Raw genomic sequence first — 15,497 nt, forward strand, 5'->3', positions numbered from 1 at the left:
GGTCGATTGGTACAATAATCACCGGCTCTTCGGCCCTATCGGGCACATCCCGCCCGCTGAGGCCGAAGACAATTACTATGCAGCCCTCGAGAACCTCGATATGGCTGCATAGCCAAATGAAAACTGCCTCCTGAAAACCCGGGGCGCTTCAAACCTTCATTCCACCGACTCATGACCATCACTCCGGGATGGATCCGCGCATATGAAAGCTGTGTGGGGCGTCCATAAGGCGGTTGAGTTATGTGGCTCGCAGGCCCTGCCGCAACGAGCGGCCCCCGGTCGCTTTGAAGAACATCCCAGCTTCGCAGCATCCGGTTCAGTTTTACCTCTAGCTGCGCCAAGGTTTCAGTGTCGAAGACGCCGACTTCGGGGCCGTCCTGTCAAGCGAGGAAGCGTAGGCAGCTCGGCAACATACCTCCCGTGCGATCGGCAGACTTGCGAATCTGCGGGGAGATTGTGAGCACAGTCTGCTCGGGTTTCGATGCGGGCCGGTCCAAATCAATCTTGTCTACGTGCTCCCCGTCTCGCAGGAAGACAGCTGCCTTACGGATATAATCAATGGCGCGAACGGCGGGACCAGCATCGCCTGACCGTCAGGACGCTGCTCAACAACAGCTACAGGAGATGGGCCGGGCTTCCCCTGACGGCTCAAACAAATTCGTCCTTGCGGTTCACCGCGGTAACTCTAGCATTCGAGCGATCATGTCTGATCGCCCCAGGGTCCTGCTCCAATACCTCCTGCCCAAAAAAGGGCTGACCGCACTCGCAGGCAGGGTCGCCCGGGCGAAACGCGGCGCGATGACGGCTCGGCTCATCCGATGGTTTGCGCGCAAGTACGAGGTCGATATGACCGAGGCGGTACAAACCGATCTTGATCACTACGAGAGCTTCAACGACTTCTTCACTCGGGCGCTTAGGTCCGACGCACGTCCGTTGGCGAGCGCGGATTTCGTCAATCCAGTGGACGGCGCGATCAGCCAGTTCGGCGCCATCGATCACCATCGTATCCTGCAGGCCAAGGGCCATTACTTCAGTATCACCGACCTCCTTGGCGGCGATGCCGGCCTGTCGAGCCAGTTCCGGCATGGCAGCTTCGCGAACGTGTATTTGTCTCCCAAGGACTATCATCGCGTGCACATGCCCTGCGCTGGCATACTCACACGGATGATCCATGTGCCGGGAAGACTATTTTCGGTGAATCCCGTCACTGCGCGCGGAGTGCCGAACCTCTTCGCCCGAAACGAGCGGGTGGTCTGCGTCTTCTCCTCGCCGCGCCACGGGCCATTCGTGATGGTGCTGGTCGGCGCCACGATCGTCGGGAGCATGGCCACAGTGTGGCACGGCGTGGTCAAACCGAAAGCAGCCGGGAAAATCACCAATTGGACCTACTCCAACGGCGGCATTTCACTGGAAAAGGGCGAGGAGATGGGCCGTTTCCTGCTTGGTTCGACTGTGGTGGCGCTGTTCCAGCGGGACACCATCGCATTTCACAGTCAGTGGGTGCCCGGTCGCCCCATTCGCCTTGGCGAACCGATGGGCGAGCGCCGAACTTTACCGCAGACCGACGGTCTCGGCTGACCGCCAGGAAGCCTTCGAGCTGTATCTTGCTGGATCGGGTAGCTTTCGACCGGGGCAGAAGTTCGCCTTACGCGGTGAACTTCCCCGCCGATGGTTTGTGCATCCAAGCGGGAGCGACGTCCGGGCGACCGCTTCTATTGCCCGGTGCGGGCCCAGCGATGCTCTCCATCGCCACGAACCAGCGTGAGGATGATCCTGCACGGGGTCCATTGGAGAGCGATCGCTTCCAGGAACCGCAATAGGCCAAGGGCGTTCCTCCCAGCGGAAAGACGACCTGGGCTTTCAGTGGCAACCGGTTGCAGGCAGATGTCTAAGGCCTGATGATGCCGGCCGCGGGATCAGGAACCATTCTCCGCACGATAGGTTGCTCTAAAAGCAGACCGTACAAATCGACGGCAGCTTTGGGAGCAGGAACGTGGATACCTTCAAAGTGGGTCCCGTGAAAACTGGCACGATCGAGCAGACCGGCGAGCGTGACTCTCTTGCCAAACGCCGCGACGTTACCGCGGGATTTACGAGCGCCGTATCCAGATTTGAACAAGCAGAGCCGCAGATCCCTCGAAGCGTCCTGCTGGAAGCAACTCGGGCGGCGGGCGCTTTCCAGCGGTCCGCGCTTGGTTATCTCGACCACCACGAATGGTCAGACCGTGTCCGCAGCGATGGCCAGCGGCTGATCAATGTGCTGACAGAGATTGGCTTTCAACCGGCAGGAACGACGAACAGTAAGTGACGGAGGCGATGTTGCAAGGCACCCTGGATTAAACAACCGTCAGTGTTCGGAATTCGCCCGTGATTAATGGTTTTGGTGACTGAATTTATGCTAGACGGGAAAGCGACACTGATGGCGGACCATGCGTCATTTTCCCAGTTATACGGCGAAACAGTTTCAGGTCGTGAGGTCGCGCACACCGACTGGTCAAAATCGTCGTTGGGGAAATTGGAAAGTTGGTCTCAGCCACTGAAGACGCTGGTAACCGCATTGCTCGCCTGTCCGACGCCCATGTTTCTGGCGTGGGGCCTCGACAGACTTTCTTTCTTCAATGACGCGTACCGACCGATTTTGGGGCAACGGGTAAAGGGCGCGATGGGCAGACCCTTCGAACAACTTTGGCATGACATTTGGAGCGATATCGAGCCGCTTGTTCGCGAAACTTACTCTGGCGGCAATGTCGAAATGATCGACATGCGGCTCGACATCCATCGTGATGGTGTTCCTGAAGAAAGCTGGTGGACGTTCTCCTATTCCCCGGTCTGGGGCGACAACAACGTCGTGGCCGGGTTGCTGTGTATTACCCGCGAAACGACCGAGAAGGTGCGGGCGGAGCAGGATCGCAAGAAGGCTGCCGCCCGGCTTCAGGCAGCGTTGTCTATCGGCGATCCAATTGGGTCTTGGGAATGGGACGTTGTGAATGATCGGGTGACTGCCGACCAGCAGTTTGCGGTAATATACAACGTGGATCCCGCGAGGGCTGCTGCGGGGACGCCGGTATCGGAGTTCCTTCACTGCATCCATCCCGACGACTTACCTCTTGTCCAGTCTCAGATTAACAATGCTGTGCGCTACGGGGATCATTACCAGTCGGAGTATCGCATTTTTGACCGAATGGGAGAAATCCACTGGGTTTCGGCTCAGGGCAGGGCGGTCCTGGATGCCACGGGCAGCTGCATCCGTTTCCCGGGAGTATGCTTCGATATCACGATAAACAAGAAGATCGAGGCGGAGCGCGAGGGCACAGGCAGCAGGCCGCGATGAGCTGGGAGACCGGAGCATTCGGATCCAGCCCTGTCGTGCGCATCCGATGGTCGGATCGTCCACAGCAGGACCCTCGTGCGTTCAAGTAGGCTTCGACCGAGTTTCGGCCAGGAGTATGGAAAAGAGGCAGGCCTCATTTTTCCGGGAGTTGGCGCCGCCCCTCTGATCGCATACTTGGTTTCTATGAAGGCAATTGAAACACTGCTTGGCGCAACCGAAGAAGACGTCCGTGAGGCTCTCAAGGCCGCGTCATTTGGAAATTGGCCGCAGGACGACGGCGATCTCCTCGAGTTCTTCATCCTGATGATCGACTCGAAGCTCAGCGGCAGGGTGTTGCCTGCTTCAGAAATCGGCCTGGACGATCCAGACCTGAATTTCCGCTCGGCGGACCACTGAAAGCGGCGCAGTTTTCCTACTAAAATTGAGGTAATGGGCTGGCCCGAAGTTTACGCGGCTCGGCCGCGGGCCCCGAAGATGGTAGTCCGGTAGGCAACAAGCCAAGGATCGGTACAATAGGCGAGTACCGGCCGGTTTGCGCCAAGCCGTATTGGAGTGGCGCCCCTCCTGAAAATCCCCCACAAAAATAAGCAGGATGCTAACGGGACTTACGTGTATACCGAGTCGCAGGGGTCAAACTGAAGTAGCCAGAAAACTATAAGATAATCTTCAGGATCAGTGATTTGATTGGGGGCAATTTAAAATGGTTGTGGGAAACACAAGTCCTTCGCTCACGAGCCGTGAGCGCGAGATAGTTAGCCTCGTCACCGATGGACTGTCGGCAAAGGAAGTCGCGATCCGGCTCTCGATTGCGCGTGCACGGTGGAGCGGCATGTCGAAAACGTCCGCCTCAAAACCCGGACGCGAAATCGTGCGCACATGGTCGCGTTCCTGTTGTTCAATGGCCTTGTCGCAGAACACAATCCTGCACCTCCAACAATCCAGTAGCCAAGCTGCAGCTGCATGCCGGCTAGTCTGGATCTATGCCAACGCGCGTTCTGTTAGGGCTGCCGCAGCCCCGGCACACCAAGCGACCGGAACGGCTCCATCTCAGCCTTGATGCCGCAGTAGGGGATGCGGTATCATTGCCTCGCAATCCCGATTGACTGGGAGAGGAGGTGGTCATGGACTTGATCCTCGTATGTATAACCTCAGCAGCAGAAATAGCGGCGAGTCTGTTGATCGTTGCTATGGCATGCTCGCTCAGCGTTGCCGCCGGTCAAAAGACACATCACCCCTTCGCCGCTCCTGTCCTGATGACTGCCCTTCTGATGGGCTGCGCATTGTGGGACGGGGGCGGCGGGATCAGGGTCATGGTTCTGGCCTTCGGCACCGCCGCTGCGGCGTTCATGATCCTTTGGATCTGGCTGGGTGACGGACCTGAAAGAGGCCGCGTGAAGAAAGCGCCGCGTGTGAAATGGTATTATCCTGCGCTTACCGCGCGGATGGGCGACTTGAGAAGCCCGTCGGCTTCGGAGTTGCGGCATCTGCTGCGCAGGCTCAGCCGCGAGCTTCTGACCGACGGTCTGTCAGCGCGCGCAAAGGCAAGGCTCATAAAGGGGGTCGCGCGGGCGGCGCTGAAGCAGTGACGCCGGTCATCGGCCGCACACGATGAGGCTAGAAATGGCGAGCCTCGTGCGCCTTTCGATCGCGGAGTTCGAATGAACCGGTACGAAGACAAGCCGTTTCTCGAGCTGCTGGACAGCTACGTGCTGCGCGCCATCGGGGCGCTTGATCCCGACAAGGAAGCGATCCTGGACGCATTGGAGGTCCATCTCCAGGAAGTCTGGAATCTTCCCGGGCGCTGGCACGACATCGTGGCGAGCCGCATGCGGTTTTCCGCTGATCAAGCAAGCCACATCAATATGGTGTGGCTCACCGCTCGCGAGGATGGCGCCCGTCATGGCGCGCCCCGACTCCGCTCGAGTTCACGCGGCTGTTTGTCGATGTGAACTACGCAGGCTGAAAATATTACAGCTGATCATCGGCCCACAAGGCTACCGATCTTGCTGATGAGTAGGGGCACCGCGGCTGCGGGTCACCTCAGATCCGCGATGGACATGTCTGATCTTCAACAGGTCGTGCCGGGTGAGAATGCGACGACTTTGCCAGACACCGGATCGACGACGGGAATGCGGCCGACCCCCGTCTCGACCATCAGGTCAGCAACGCGGGCGACCGGATCGCGCGGATTGGCATGGGGCTGCGATACGTCACCCAGGACTTCGGCAAGCGAGATGTTGTCCTCGAACGCACCGAGTCGCCAGCCCAGCACATCGGACCGAGAGACTAGGCCCTGCAGCAAACCGTTGCCGTCCACGACAGGATAGCTGCGGTGGCGCGCCTCGCTGCCGAAGAATGCGATGGCCTCTGCGATGGTCATCGTCTCTGGCAATGTCTCCGGTTCCGCGGACATCACCTGCGAGGCTTGCAGAAACTCGAACGGATCGACGGTATACTCCTGCAGGATGTGCCGGCCGCGCCTTGCGATCTTTTCGGTAAGGATGGAACGGGGCATGACGAGAACGCTGACGGCATAGGCCCCGACGGATGCCGCAAGCGTGAGGGGGAGCATCGCGAAATCCCCAGTCAGTTCAACAGCGAAGAGGGCAGCCATCAGCGGCGCACGCATGGCTCCGCTGAGAATGCCTGCCATGCCCGCCAATGCCCACAGAGCGCTACCGCCCGGCAGAACCTCGCCCAGGAGATATCCGAGCGCGCCGCCCAGTAGCAGCAACGGCGCCAGGACGCCGCCCGACGTGCCCGAACCCAGCGCAATCAACCACACCGCCGCCTTGACCGCCAGCAGTGCAATCGCCGCTCGCAGCGCCAGTGAACCGCTGAGGAGGCCCTGGATGCTGTCGTAGCCGGCGCCGAGCACATGCACGTCGATAAGGCCGCCAAGGCCGACGGCCAGGCCGCCAACTGCCGGCCACCACATCCAATGAAGCGGCAGCCGAGCAAACTGATCCTCGACTTTATACAGGATGCGGGAGAGCAGGGCTGCCTGGGTACCGGTCAGGATACCGACAATAAGGGCAATGCCAAGAACCCTGGCATCCAGCGCCAGGGCATGGTGCGCCGGAAACAGCGGCCCGGTGTCGATGAGCAGAGGGCGCCAGAGCCAGGCAGTCAGCACGCCTACGACGACCGGCACAAAGCTGCGCGGTTTCCATTCGAAAAGCAGGACCTCGATGGCGAGGAGGATGGCGGCAATAGGCGTGCCGAAAATCGCCGTCATGCCCGCTGCCGCGCCGGCCACCAGAAGGCTCTTGCGCTCTGCTGCGCTCAAGTGGAACGCCTGCGCGAAAAGCGAGCCGATCGCGCCGCCAGACATGATGATCGGGCCTTCGGCCCCGAACGGCCCGCCGCTGCCGATGGAGATGGCGGAGGAAAGCGGCTTGAGCAGCGCAACCTTGAACGACAGCCGGCTCTCCCCGTAGAGGATGGCTTCAATTGCTTCTGGAATGCCGTGGCCCCGGATCTTGTCTGAGCCAAACCGCGCCATGAGACCAACAATCAGACTTCCAACAATCGGTACGGCGACGAGCCAGAGCCCCAGCGCGTTATCGGTGATGGCCGCCGGCGATGCCGATAGGCGCCCGAACCAGAACAGGTTGGTGGCGACGGCAATGGACTTGAGCAGCACACAGGCTCCCAGCGCCCCGCCGGTTCCAATGACCAGCGCAGCGGCAGCCAGCAGGAGCATGCGTGTGTCTGCGCTATGGTCGGCGAGGGGGCGGGCGCGCTGAAGGAACGCGGGAATCGTCATAAAGGCAGCTCACCAACCGGGGAAGATACAGTCTAATATATCGCAATACGATATATATCAACATTGACTCTCCCATCTCGTCGCTGCGACTGGCACGATGCCTTCGAGTTTGACTGACGCCGACTATCTGGCCCTTGCGGAGTTCCGCTTCTCGCTGCGGCAGTTCCAGGCATTCAGCGAGCAAAAAGCCGAGGAATGCGGGCTGACCCCGCAGCAGCATCAGGCTCTGCTGGTGATCCGCGCCGCTCCGGCCGGTACGGCGACGATCGGCTATGTGGCGGAGCGCCTCATTCTCAAGCCCCACAGCGCTACGGGATTGGTCAACCGGCTCGTCGCGCTCGACTTTGTGCAGCGCGGGCGCTCTCACGGGGACAAGCGGCAGGCCGTGCTAGCTTTGACCGGAGCCGGCCACGAGACACTGGCAGCCTTGAGCGCCACACATCGGGAAGAAATCCGCCGGCTTGGTCCGCTGTTGATTGGCTTGTTGGCGAAGGTACAGGATCAGGGCCTGCAATAAGCGCCGACAAGTTTGGCGGGCTTTCGGCCCCTCCGAACCTCAGTGATGTTGCGATACCCGCCTACGGCTTTCTCTCGCGGTTCCGTATGGTCGCTTCCTACAGCACCGCATTCTCGCGTACTTGTTCCCGTCTCATCGCGAGACGGGGCGGAAGACGGGACGAGGCCGCTGCCTGAGCAAGCGTTTGGCTATCGAGTTCTGCAAGGAAGGCATTCATCGCGCGGTTAAGCATGCCTTTCAAGCCGCAAGTGCTGCTCAAGACGCAGCCGTCACAGTCCGCGGGGGTGATGCAGGGCTCGGTGAGGCGCACGACTTCGCCAAGCGTAATGGCCTCAGCCGGCCGCCGAGACGGAAGCCCCCGCTTCGGCCCCGAACGGTTTCCAGCAGGCCCGCATTCGCTAGCACGTTCACCACTTTCATCGCATGGTTGCGAGAAATGGCATGATCAGCCGCAACCTGTGCGATCGACATCAGTCCCGCGCCTTCACGCGCCATGAGGGCGGCGTGGAGCAGCATGCGCAGAGCGTAATCGGTGTAGGTCGTCAGGCGCATCAGGGCGTGAGCTTAAACATGCGAAGTCTTTGCATCTTTTAAGCGTCGTTGTATAGATGCTTGATAGTGCATCTTTAAGGGGAGCTTCTATGGCTGCGCCGCTATCCGAACAGACCATTGCCATCGTCAAAGCCACCGCGCCGGTGCTGCAGCAGCACGGCGTGGCGATCACCACGCGTATGTATGAGCGTCTCTTCGTCAACGAGGAGGTGCGGTCGTTGTTCGACCACGCGGCGCAAGAATCGGGCGAGCAGCCGCGGCGTCTCGCCGCCGCTATCCTCGGCTATGCGCAGAATGTGGACAAACTTCAGAACCTCACGCCAGTTGTCGAGCGTATGGTTCAGCGGCACGTGGAAACCGGGGTGAAGGCGGAACACTATCCGCTCGTCGCCGAGGCCCTGCTGCCGGCTATTCGTGATGTGGTAGGTGAAGCCGCATCTGACGAGGTGCTTGCCGCCTGGGGCGAAGCGTACTGGTTTCTCGCTGACATCCTGATCGGCAAGGAAGCAGCCGTGTACACGCAGCAGGCAGAGTGACTGATTTCCTCCCGGCTGATTGAGCCGGGAGGAAACATAGCAAAGACGTCCGTTAGCGATCGTTTCTAATCGCTCGCATGGCACTGCGCGGCTCCCACCATCCGGACGCGCCTGACCGCTCCTGACCGCAGAGTTATCCTGTGGTCAGGATACGGTCCCTTCCTCATGCGTGCATTCCCGAGGCAATGACAGAAAGCACAGACGGGGCGCTCCAGTTCAGCACGACATCGCTGACATGGGCGGCGGCCATCGGCCTGCCGAAGAGGAACCCCTGCGCAATGACGCACCCCTCCCGCGCGACGTGCGCCGCCTGGAACGGCGTTTCGATACCTTCAGCGACAGTGGTGATGCCAAGGTTCTTGGCCAGATGTATGACCGCGCTGACGATCGCGGCATCTTCGCGGTCGCGGGCGTCCAGGCGCGAAATGAACGAGCGATCGATCTTGAGCGTGTCGACTGGAAACTGCTTGAGATGGGTGAGCGAGGCATAACCCGTTCCGAAATCATCCAGCGCGATCTTCACGCCGGCCTCTGAAAGGGTTGCGAGGGTTTGGCTGACCGTCTCGGCCAGTTGCCCCACGAACACAGACTCCGTCACCTCCAGTTCGAGGAGGGATGGTGCAAGCCCTGCATGCGCCAAACGGTTCAATATGCGATCGGCGAAGTCGCCCCGCTGAAAATCACCCGGAGCACCATTGATGGCGATGCGTCCGACATCGACGCCGCTGTCTTGCCAGAACAGCAGGTCGGCGATGACGCGCTCGATCATGCGATCGGTCAATTTGGATGAAACGTCGGTGTCATTGAGGGCAGCTCCGATGGCACCAGGCGAGCGCAGGCCGCGGTGGTGGTGCCAGCGCAGAAGGGCTTCGAAGCCCAGACACGCCCCGGAGCGAAGACAGACCTTGGGTTGATAGAAGGGAACGATACGGTCATCGCGCAGCGCTTCGCGCGCGTCGTACAGCATCTGCGTCTGACGTTCCGCAGCGGTCTTGAGTTCGGGCTTGAACCAGCAGACCTGGCCGGAGCCTTCGCCCTTGGCTGCGTATAGCGCGAGATCGGCGTTTTTATGGAGCTCTTCAGGATTTTGGCCATCGCAGAAAGCTGTCGCTGAACCTGCGCTCAGGCTCACATCGAGCTGGCGCCCGTTGAATGTCATGGGTTCGCTTACCGCCGCAAGAAGTCGTTGAACCGCAGAAACCGCAAGATTGTTTTGCTGTGAAGCGGGGCAGATGATTGCGAACTCATCGCCGCCCAGACGCGCCACGGTTGCATGAGCCGGCACGGCTTTGAGAAGCCGGGCAGCAATCTCACACAGCAAGGCGTCTCCCGCATCGTGCCCGAGGGTGTCATTAGTGGCCTTGAAGCGATCGACGTCGAGGACGATCAGCTGGACCTGGCCCCCATGGAGGCGCGCCTCCTGAAGCGCCGCTGCCAGGCGCTCGCTGAACAGGACCCGGTTCGGCAGGTTTGTCAGAGCATCGTAGTGGGCCGCCTGCCGCAGCTTCTCCTCATAGCGCTTCTGGCTGGTCAAGTCCTGCAGGGAGCCAATGAGTCGAGCGGGTTTTCCCTCCTCATCACGGACGACGTAGCCACGGGCAACCAGATGCAGGTAGGCACCATCACCGGCCAGGAACCTGAATTCCTGTGCCCATTGCGTGAGGTCGGGCGCGTCCATATTCTGAAATTGCTCAAGAACTCGGGCGCGATCATCAGGGTGAAGGCGCTCCACCCACCAGCCTCGCGAGGTTCCCTGCAGTGCTTCGGGATACCCCAGCACCGTCGCTGCGGCGCCGCTCCACTCGATGTGATCATGGCCGAGCGACACGTCCCAGATTACGTCGTTGGTGGCCAAAGACGCCAGGCGGTAGCGCTCCTCGCTGGCCTGTACCGCCTGTTCAGCCGCAACCTGGTCGTGGATGTCTTCAAGGTTCCCATACCAAGAAAGGATCTCGCCGTCCGCATCGAGCCGGGGGAGGGCGCGGGCGCGGAACCAGCGGAAATCGCCGCCGGCAAGTTGAAGGCGATAGCGGACGTCCGCATATCCGCCAGCATCCGCGCATTGCAATGCGGCGGTCCAGACTTCCTGGACGTGTGGCAGATCGTCGGGGTGAACCGCGGCCGTCCAACGCCACCCGAGAGCATCCTCACTCTTTATGCCGGTCAGCTTCGTCCATCGGGGACTAAGTTCGATAACAGCGCCGGTTCTGTCGGTGATCCAAGGGATCTGCGGGTTGAGCTCGACCGAGTGGCGGTAGTGTTCCTGACTGGACTGAAGAGCGTCGATGAGGGCGCCCATTTCCGAACGCGAGTGGAGCGTTTCTCTGAAGGCGGCGTGGCTTTTGGCAAGCGATCGCAGGATGACGCCGGAAGCCACGAAGAAGGTTAGGCCGATGCCCATCAGGTAAGTGTCGGATGAAAAGACCAGACGCCCCGTGACGGGGAGAGCACCGAAGAGGAGGACGCACCATCCCGCGATCGGCAGCGCATGCAGACAATAGCAGCAGCTGATGGATCCCACGAACACGTAAAGCGCTATTGAGGTGGTGCGGACCGGCTCGGCTTCGCTCATCAGCAGATAGCCCCAACCCCCGAAAGCAGAACTCAGGATTACCGAGGCCGCGACCGTGCCCAAAAGGTAACGGCGAATTCTGGCGGGATCGGGATTTCTTCCGCGGCGAAACAGCCAGACCGCGGTTCGAACCCCTATCAGCGCGCAAAGCACACCCGGCACTCCGACGCTATGGGCGAACGGCACCTCGCCGTAAGTCGCGGCCGCCAGGAAGAGCATGTTAACGGCCATCAGCGCATACATCAGCGGAATTTGCGTCCGCAGGGCAGAGTACTGCGCCTGAAGCACCGCGGCGGAGCCATGCGCGATCTGGTTACGCGGACTGAATTTCATTGGCGGGATCACTATGTGGCGACTTTGCATGCCCTGATACACCCGCCACGTTAAGAATGAGTGTGGGTTGTAGTGAACACAAAGGCTCTCGGTGGGCCGAGACAAGCGCGCCACTGAACCTGGCGATCGCGCCGCGCGCCAATATCTTCTCCTGGATTATGCGCGGAAGCGGCGGCTACGCTGCTCCAACGCCGGGAAATCTCTGCCAAGTGCGGAACGGTTCGTCGCAGTGGTAGGTTTGTCTTAACTTCTCGAAGAGCGATGGTGATCCATGGAGAGAAGACAAGAAGCGCAGAGGCGAAATCGAGGGGGTATGATGGCGCGGTCTGGACGCGGCAGGATTCCGGTCTCGGACGCGGTTTACCGTGACCTGGTGTCGACCCTTTTCACCATGCGACTGCCCATCGCCGGGTTCGGCGCGCTCTACGGCATCGTCGGCGCGCTCATCTACCTGAAGTGGCCCGACAGCGTTATAGCCGGTTTGACCGTTGCGGCGGTCGCGGTCACGGCTGGCCGCATCGTGCTCATCAATCGCTATCATCAGGCTGGAGGCGCTTCCCAGGAGGTTGCCGCCCTGCGCCGCTGGGAGCTCGCATATGAGCTGCTGACCTACCTGTTCGCCATTTTGCTGGCGGCTCTCAACGTCCGTGGGCTGACCGCCCACGCCCCTCTGATCCATCTTGCGACGATTAGCCTTGTCTTCACGTTCGGAGCAGGGGTCGTCTCGCGGACCTCCTCGAGATTGCGCCTTTGTATGGTCAGCGTGATCCTGGCAGTGCTGCCGACCGTAGCTGCCATGTTGGTCCACGCTGCCAGCGACCACGCCGAGCGGTTTCATTCAGAATTTTTCCTGCTCGAAGCCTTCCTGCTGGTCGCTGTCGGGGCGATGAGCCTGCAGTCGGCAGCGCACCTTTATGCGTCGGCTGTCGAGCACCTCTCGACCAAGCAGGACATGGCAAAGCTCGCGAGATACGATCCCTTGACCGGTTTGCCCAACCGCCTCCTGGTGCGGGAGGCCTTTCAAGAGCTCTTCAGCTTTTCCCGGCGGTCGCAAAGCCAGCTTGCAGTGCATTACCTCGATCTGGATGGCTTCAAGGCGATCAACGATCGTTATGGCCATCCTGCGGGGGATAAGCTGCTGGTCGAAGTCGCACAGCGCCTCCTGTCGACCGTCCGAGCTTCCGATCTCGCATGCCGACTTGGCGGGGATGAGTTCCTCATCATCCAGTCCGAGGTCCGGCACCGTGACCAGGCCGAGCTTTTGGGGCGCCGCATTATCAGGCAAATCAGCGAGGGCTATGAGATTGAGGGCGCGACCATGCGGGTCACCGCCAGCATCGGGGTTGCCATGGTACCGGAGTGCGGCATCGAGTTGGACAGACTGATCGAGTGCGCTGACGCGGCGCTCTATCAGTCGAAAGCGCGAGGCAAAGCTCAGGTCCTATTTTGCAATCCCGACGATGAGCTTCTGACGGGGCGGGCGGTGGCCTAAGCTGCCAGCCTACCGAATTTGATTCCGCGAGTTGGAGAAGGCATAGGCGGCGCGTGAATACCAATCTTGCCAGCACCATTCTCGCTGCAATCGAGCGCGCACCGCAGTGGGTCCGTCACGAACTGGAATCGAAGGACCCGGTCATCCGTTGCCGGGCGGAAGAAACGCTGGCGGCTATCATCTCTAGTGCCCTCGCTGCCATTGAACGCGAGCAGGGGCCTGAACGCTGAGGAGGGCGTTAAGCCCAAGAGATCACTGGAACTCACTTGGCTTGTAGGGCAAGGGTTCCTTATCGTTCTACGTCTGTCTTGACGGCGCGGTCGTATGCAGGCGTACACAGACAATGGCGGCATTATGAGCACCAAGGACCGGAACGGGGACAGCGACCCTTCAATACTTGATGGCGGCGAGGGTTTGATCGCCCAGTTCCTGGCGCGGGCAAAGCGCCGCGGCATCGTGACCGTCAGCGAGCTGAATGCCGCTTTGCCGCAGGATCAACTCACCACTGACCAGATCGAGGACGTGATGTCGGCGATGTCGGAATGGGCATCAACGTCATCGAGAACGATGAGGCAGAAGACGACGCCGATCCCGCTGTCGACCGGGAAGGCGAAGACGACAATGATCGCGAGGACGACGCGAACGCGGAAGACGACGCTTCCCCGCGGAGGGTCACCGAAAGCAAGAGCGCGGAGTCCCTGGGCCGAACCGACGACCCGGTGCGGATGTACCTGCGTGAGATGGGCACGGTCGAATTACTGAGCCGCGAAGGCGAAGCAGCCATTGCCAAACGTATCGAAGCCGGCCGGGACATGATGATCCAAGGCCTGTGCGAGAGTCCGCTCACGTTCGATGCCATCATCCAGTGGTCCCAGGCTCTGAACGTGGGCGAGATGCAACTACGCGAGATTTTGGATCTTGATGCCATGGTGGCGAAGGAACCGGCGCCTGAAAACCTGAATGAAGACGGGCAGGGCGACGGCAGCGCCGAGATCAGTGAGAAGACGGCGGGTCCTTCGCTCAAGGACGACACCGCTCAAGACGCCAACGCCGAAGAAGTGGACGAGGACGGAAACCCCGTCGGCGGCAACGCTGAAGCCGAGGACGACGAGGACAATTCCTTGAGCGTGGCGCAGCTGGAAGCTGCGCTTATGCCTGAAGCGCTTGAGATGTTCAGTGTCATCACCGACCTGTTCGAGCGGTTTCAGAAACTTCAGGCCGAGCGTCTGGAAGCACTGGCATGGGACATCCACTTCCCGGCTGACAAGGAAGAGCGATATCACGAGCTGCGCGAGGAACTGACCGCCAAGGTGGAATCAGTGAAGTTCCACGCAGGGAGAATCGAATACCTTGTCGACAACCTCTATGTCCTGAACCGGCGTCTTACCACGCTGGGGGGCCAGATGCTCCGCCTGGCTGAGCGTCACAAGGTTAAGCGTGCCGACTTCCTGGAAACCTACGTCGGCCGCGAGCTCGATGATAGCTGGCTGTCCGAAATGGCAACGCGGGACAAGAAGTGGGCCGCATTTGCGGCAGCCGAAGGCGATGCGACAGAACGCATTCGCTCTGACGTGGCGGACATAGCGGCCGCTGCCGGCGTGCCGCTTCAGGAATTCCGCCGCATCGTCAACATGGTCCAGAAGGCGGAGCGAGAGGCGCGCATCGCCAAGAAGGAGATGGTCGAGGCCAACCTGCGCCTGGTGATCTCGATCGCCAAGAAGTACACGAACCGGGGCCTGCAGTTTCTGGATATCATCCAGGAGGGCAACATCGGGCTCATGAAGGCCGTCGACAAGTTCCAGTACCGCCGCGGCTTCAAATTTTCCACATACGCAACCTGGTGGATCAGGCAGTCGATCAGCCGTTCGATCGCCGACCAGGCCCGCACGATCCGTATTCCGGTCCACATGATCGAGACCATCAACAAGCTGGTTCGAACCAACCGCCAGTATCTCCACGAGCATGGCCGTGAGCCGACGCCGGAAGAGATGGCTGAGCGCCTGTCAATGCCGCTCGAAAAGGTCAAACGGGTCTTGAAGATCGCGAAGGAGCCGATCTCTCTGGAGTCTCCCGTTGGTGACGAGGACGACAGTCACCTGGGCGACTTCATCCAGGACGCGAATGCGGTTATTCCCGTGGACGCGGCGATCGAGTCCAACCTCAAGGAAATGATTACCCGCACGCTGGCTTCGCTGACCCCGCGTGAAGAGCGCGTGCTGCGCATGCGCTTCGGCATTGGCATGAATACTGATCACATCCTCGAGGAAGTAGGCCAGCAGTTCTCAGTGACTCGCGAGCGCATCCGCCAGATCGAAGCCAAGGCCTTGAGGAAACTCAAGCATCCGAGCCGTTCGCGGATCATGAGAACTTTCCTCGATTAGCAAAGTCGTTGGCC

At 60.4% G+C, this 15,497-nt stretch carries 11 protein-coding genes and 3 pseudogenes; 11 read left to right on the top strand and 3 right to left on the bottom strand.

What is annotated here, in order from left to right; genetic code table 11:
* The first annotated feature begins 702 nt into the window (after window positions 1-702).
* The 6 genes from asd to ADT71_RS04380 all read left to right on the top strand — a co-directional run bounded on the left by asd (window position 703) and on the right by ADT71_RS04380 (window position 5,280).
* Window positions 703-1,578, top strand: a complete 876-nt coding sequence (gene asd / locus ADT71_RS04355) for an archaetidylserine decarboxylase (protein WP_054435451.1) — start codon at window positions 703-705, stop codon at window positions 1,576-1,578.
* Window positions 1,579-1,993: 415 nt separating this feature from the next.
* The gene (locus ADT71_RS04360) at window positions 1,994-2,308 is read left to right on the top strand and encodes a hypothetical protein (protein WP_054435453.1); all 315 of its coding nucleotides are present in this window, start codon (window positions 1,994-1,996) and stop codon (window positions 2,306-2,308) included.
* A gap of 111 nt (window positions 2,309-2,419) precedes the next feature.
* Window positions 2,420-3,331, top strand: a complete 912-nt coding sequence (locus ADT71_RS04365) for a PAS domain-containing protein (protein WP_165913341.1) — start codon at window positions 2,420-2,422, stop codon at window positions 3,329-3,331.
* Between the two features lie 183 nt (window positions 3,332-3,514).
* Entirely contained in the window at window positions 3,515-3,727 is a 213-nt protein-coding gene (locus tag ADT71_RS04370; RefSeq protein ID WP_054435457.1) for a hypothetical protein, read from the top strand.
* A gap of 725 nt (window positions 3,728-4,452) precedes the next feature.
* A complete protein-coding gene (locus ADT71_RS04375) occupies window positions 4,453-4,917 on the top strand; it encodes a hypothetical protein (protein WP_054435458.1) in 465 nt (154 codons plus the stop codon).
* 72 nt (window positions 4,918-4,989) lie between these two features.
* Window positions 4,990-5,280, top strand: coding sequence for a hypothetical protein (locus ADT71_RS04380; RefSeq protein ID WP_054435459.1), 291 nt, complete (start codon window positions 4,990-4,992; stop codon window positions 5,278-5,280).
* Window positions 5,281-5,325: 45 nt separating this feature from the next.
* Here ADT71_RS04380 and ADT71_RS04385 read toward each other — a convergent pair.
* Window positions 5,326-7,037: pseudogene (locus tag ADT71_RS04385) on the bottom strand (chloride channel protein).
* A gap of 160 nt (window positions 7,038-7,197) precedes the next feature.
* On the opposite strand from ADT71_RS04385, the gene ADT71_RS04390 reads away from it, so the two are divergent.
* Window positions 7,198-7,617: a MarR family winged helix-turn-helix transcriptional regulator gene (locus ADT71_RS04390; RefSeq protein WP_054435461.1), complete on the top strand. Its 420-nt coding sequence runs from the start codon at window positions 7,198-7,200 to the stop codon at window positions 7,615-7,617.
* 97 nt (window positions 7,618-7,714) lie between these two features.
* Here ADT71_RS04390 and ADT71_RS35430 read toward each other — a convergent pair.
* Window positions 7,715-8,169: pseudogene (locus tag ADT71_RS35430) on the bottom strand (Rrf2 family transcriptional regulator).
* A gap of 89 nt (window positions 8,170-8,258) precedes the next feature.
* Between ADT71_RS35430 and ADT71_RS04400 the strand changes: the two are divergent.
* The gene (locus ADT71_RS04400; protein WP_054435463.1) at window positions 8,259-8,705 is read left to right on the top strand and encodes a globin domain-containing protein; all 447 of its coding nucleotides are present in this window, start codon (window positions 8,259-8,261) and stop codon (window positions 8,703-8,705) included.
* A 163-nt stretch (window positions 8,706-8,868) separates the two neighbouring features.
* On the opposite strand, the gene ADT71_RS04405 is transcribed toward ADT71_RS04400, so the two are convergent.
* Window positions 8,869-11,610, bottom strand: coding sequence for a GGDEF domain-containing phosphodiesterase (locus ADT71_RS04405; protein WP_054435465.1), 2,742 nt, complete (start codon window positions 11,608-11,610; stop codon window positions 8,869-8,871).
* 313 nt (window positions 11,611-11,923) lie between these two features.
* On the opposite strand from ADT71_RS04405, the gene ADT71_RS32845 reads away from it, so the two are divergent.
* From ADT71_RS32845 to rpoD, 3 genes and pseudogenes are all read left to right on the top strand, one after another.
* Window positions 11,924-13,102 carry a GGDEF domain-containing protein gene (locus ADT71_RS32845; RefSeq protein ID WP_231635576.1) on the top strand — a complete coding sequence of 393 codons (1,179 nt, stop codon included), beginning with the start codon at window positions 11,924-11,926 and terminating at the stop codon, window positions 13,100-13,102.
* A gap of 53 nt (window positions 13,103-13,155) precedes the next feature.
* Window positions 13,156-13,332 carry a DUF6771 family protein gene (locus tag ADT71_RS31925; protein WP_165913342.1) on the top strand — a complete coding sequence of 59 codons (177 nt, stop codon included), beginning with the start codon at window positions 13,156-13,158 and terminating at the stop codon, window positions 13,330-13,332.
* 94 nt (window positions 13,333-13,426) lie between these two features.
* A pseudogene (rpoD, locus tag ADT71_RS04415) lies at window positions 13,427-15,483 on the top strand (RNA polymerase sigma factor RpoD).
* Window positions 15,484-15,497 lie beyond the last annotated feature (14 nt).

The sequence above is a fragment of the Novosphingobium sp. ST904 genome (assembly GCF_001298105.1).
In the GTDB taxonomy this organism is placed as follows: domain Bacteria; phylum Pseudomonadota; class Alphaproteobacteria; order Sphingomonadales; family Sphingomonadaceae; genus Novosphingobium.

Coding starts and splice junctions, on each gene's coding strand:
- ADT71_RS04375 (WP_054435458.1), top strand. CDS start 4,453: ATGGACTTGATCCTCGTATGTATAACCTCAGCAGCAGAAATAGCGGCG.
- ADT71_RS04390 (WP_054435461.1), top strand. CDS start 7,198: ATGCCTTCGAGTTTGACTGACGCCGACTATCTGGCCCTTGCGGAGTTC.
- ADT71_RS04400 (WP_054435463.1), top strand. CDS start 8,259: ATGGCTGCGCCGCTATCCGAACAGACCATTGCCATCGTCAAAGCCACC.
- ADT71_RS04370 (WP_054435457.1), top strand. CDS start 3,515: ATGAAGGCAATTGAAACACTGCTTGGCGCAACCGAAGAAGACGTCCGT.
- ADT71_RS04380 (WP_054435459.1), top strand. CDS start 4,990: ATGAACCGGTACGAAGACAAGCCGTTTCTCGAGCTGCTGGACAGCTAC.
- asd (WP_054435451.1), top strand. CDS start 703: ATGTCTGATCGCCCCAGGGTCCTGCTCCAATACCTCCTGCCCAAAAAA.
- ADT71_RS04365 (WP_165913341.1), top strand. CDS start 2,420: ATGGCGGACCATGCGTCATTTTCCCAGTTATACGGCGAAACAGTTTCA.
- ADT71_RS32845 (WP_231635576.1), top strand. CDS start 11,924: ATGATGGCGCGGTCTGGACGCGGCAGGATTCCGGTCTCGGACGCGGTT.
- ADT71_RS04405 (WP_054435465.1), bottom strand. CDS start 11,610: ATGAAATTCAGTCCGCGTAACCAGATCGCGCATGGCTCCGCCGCGGTG.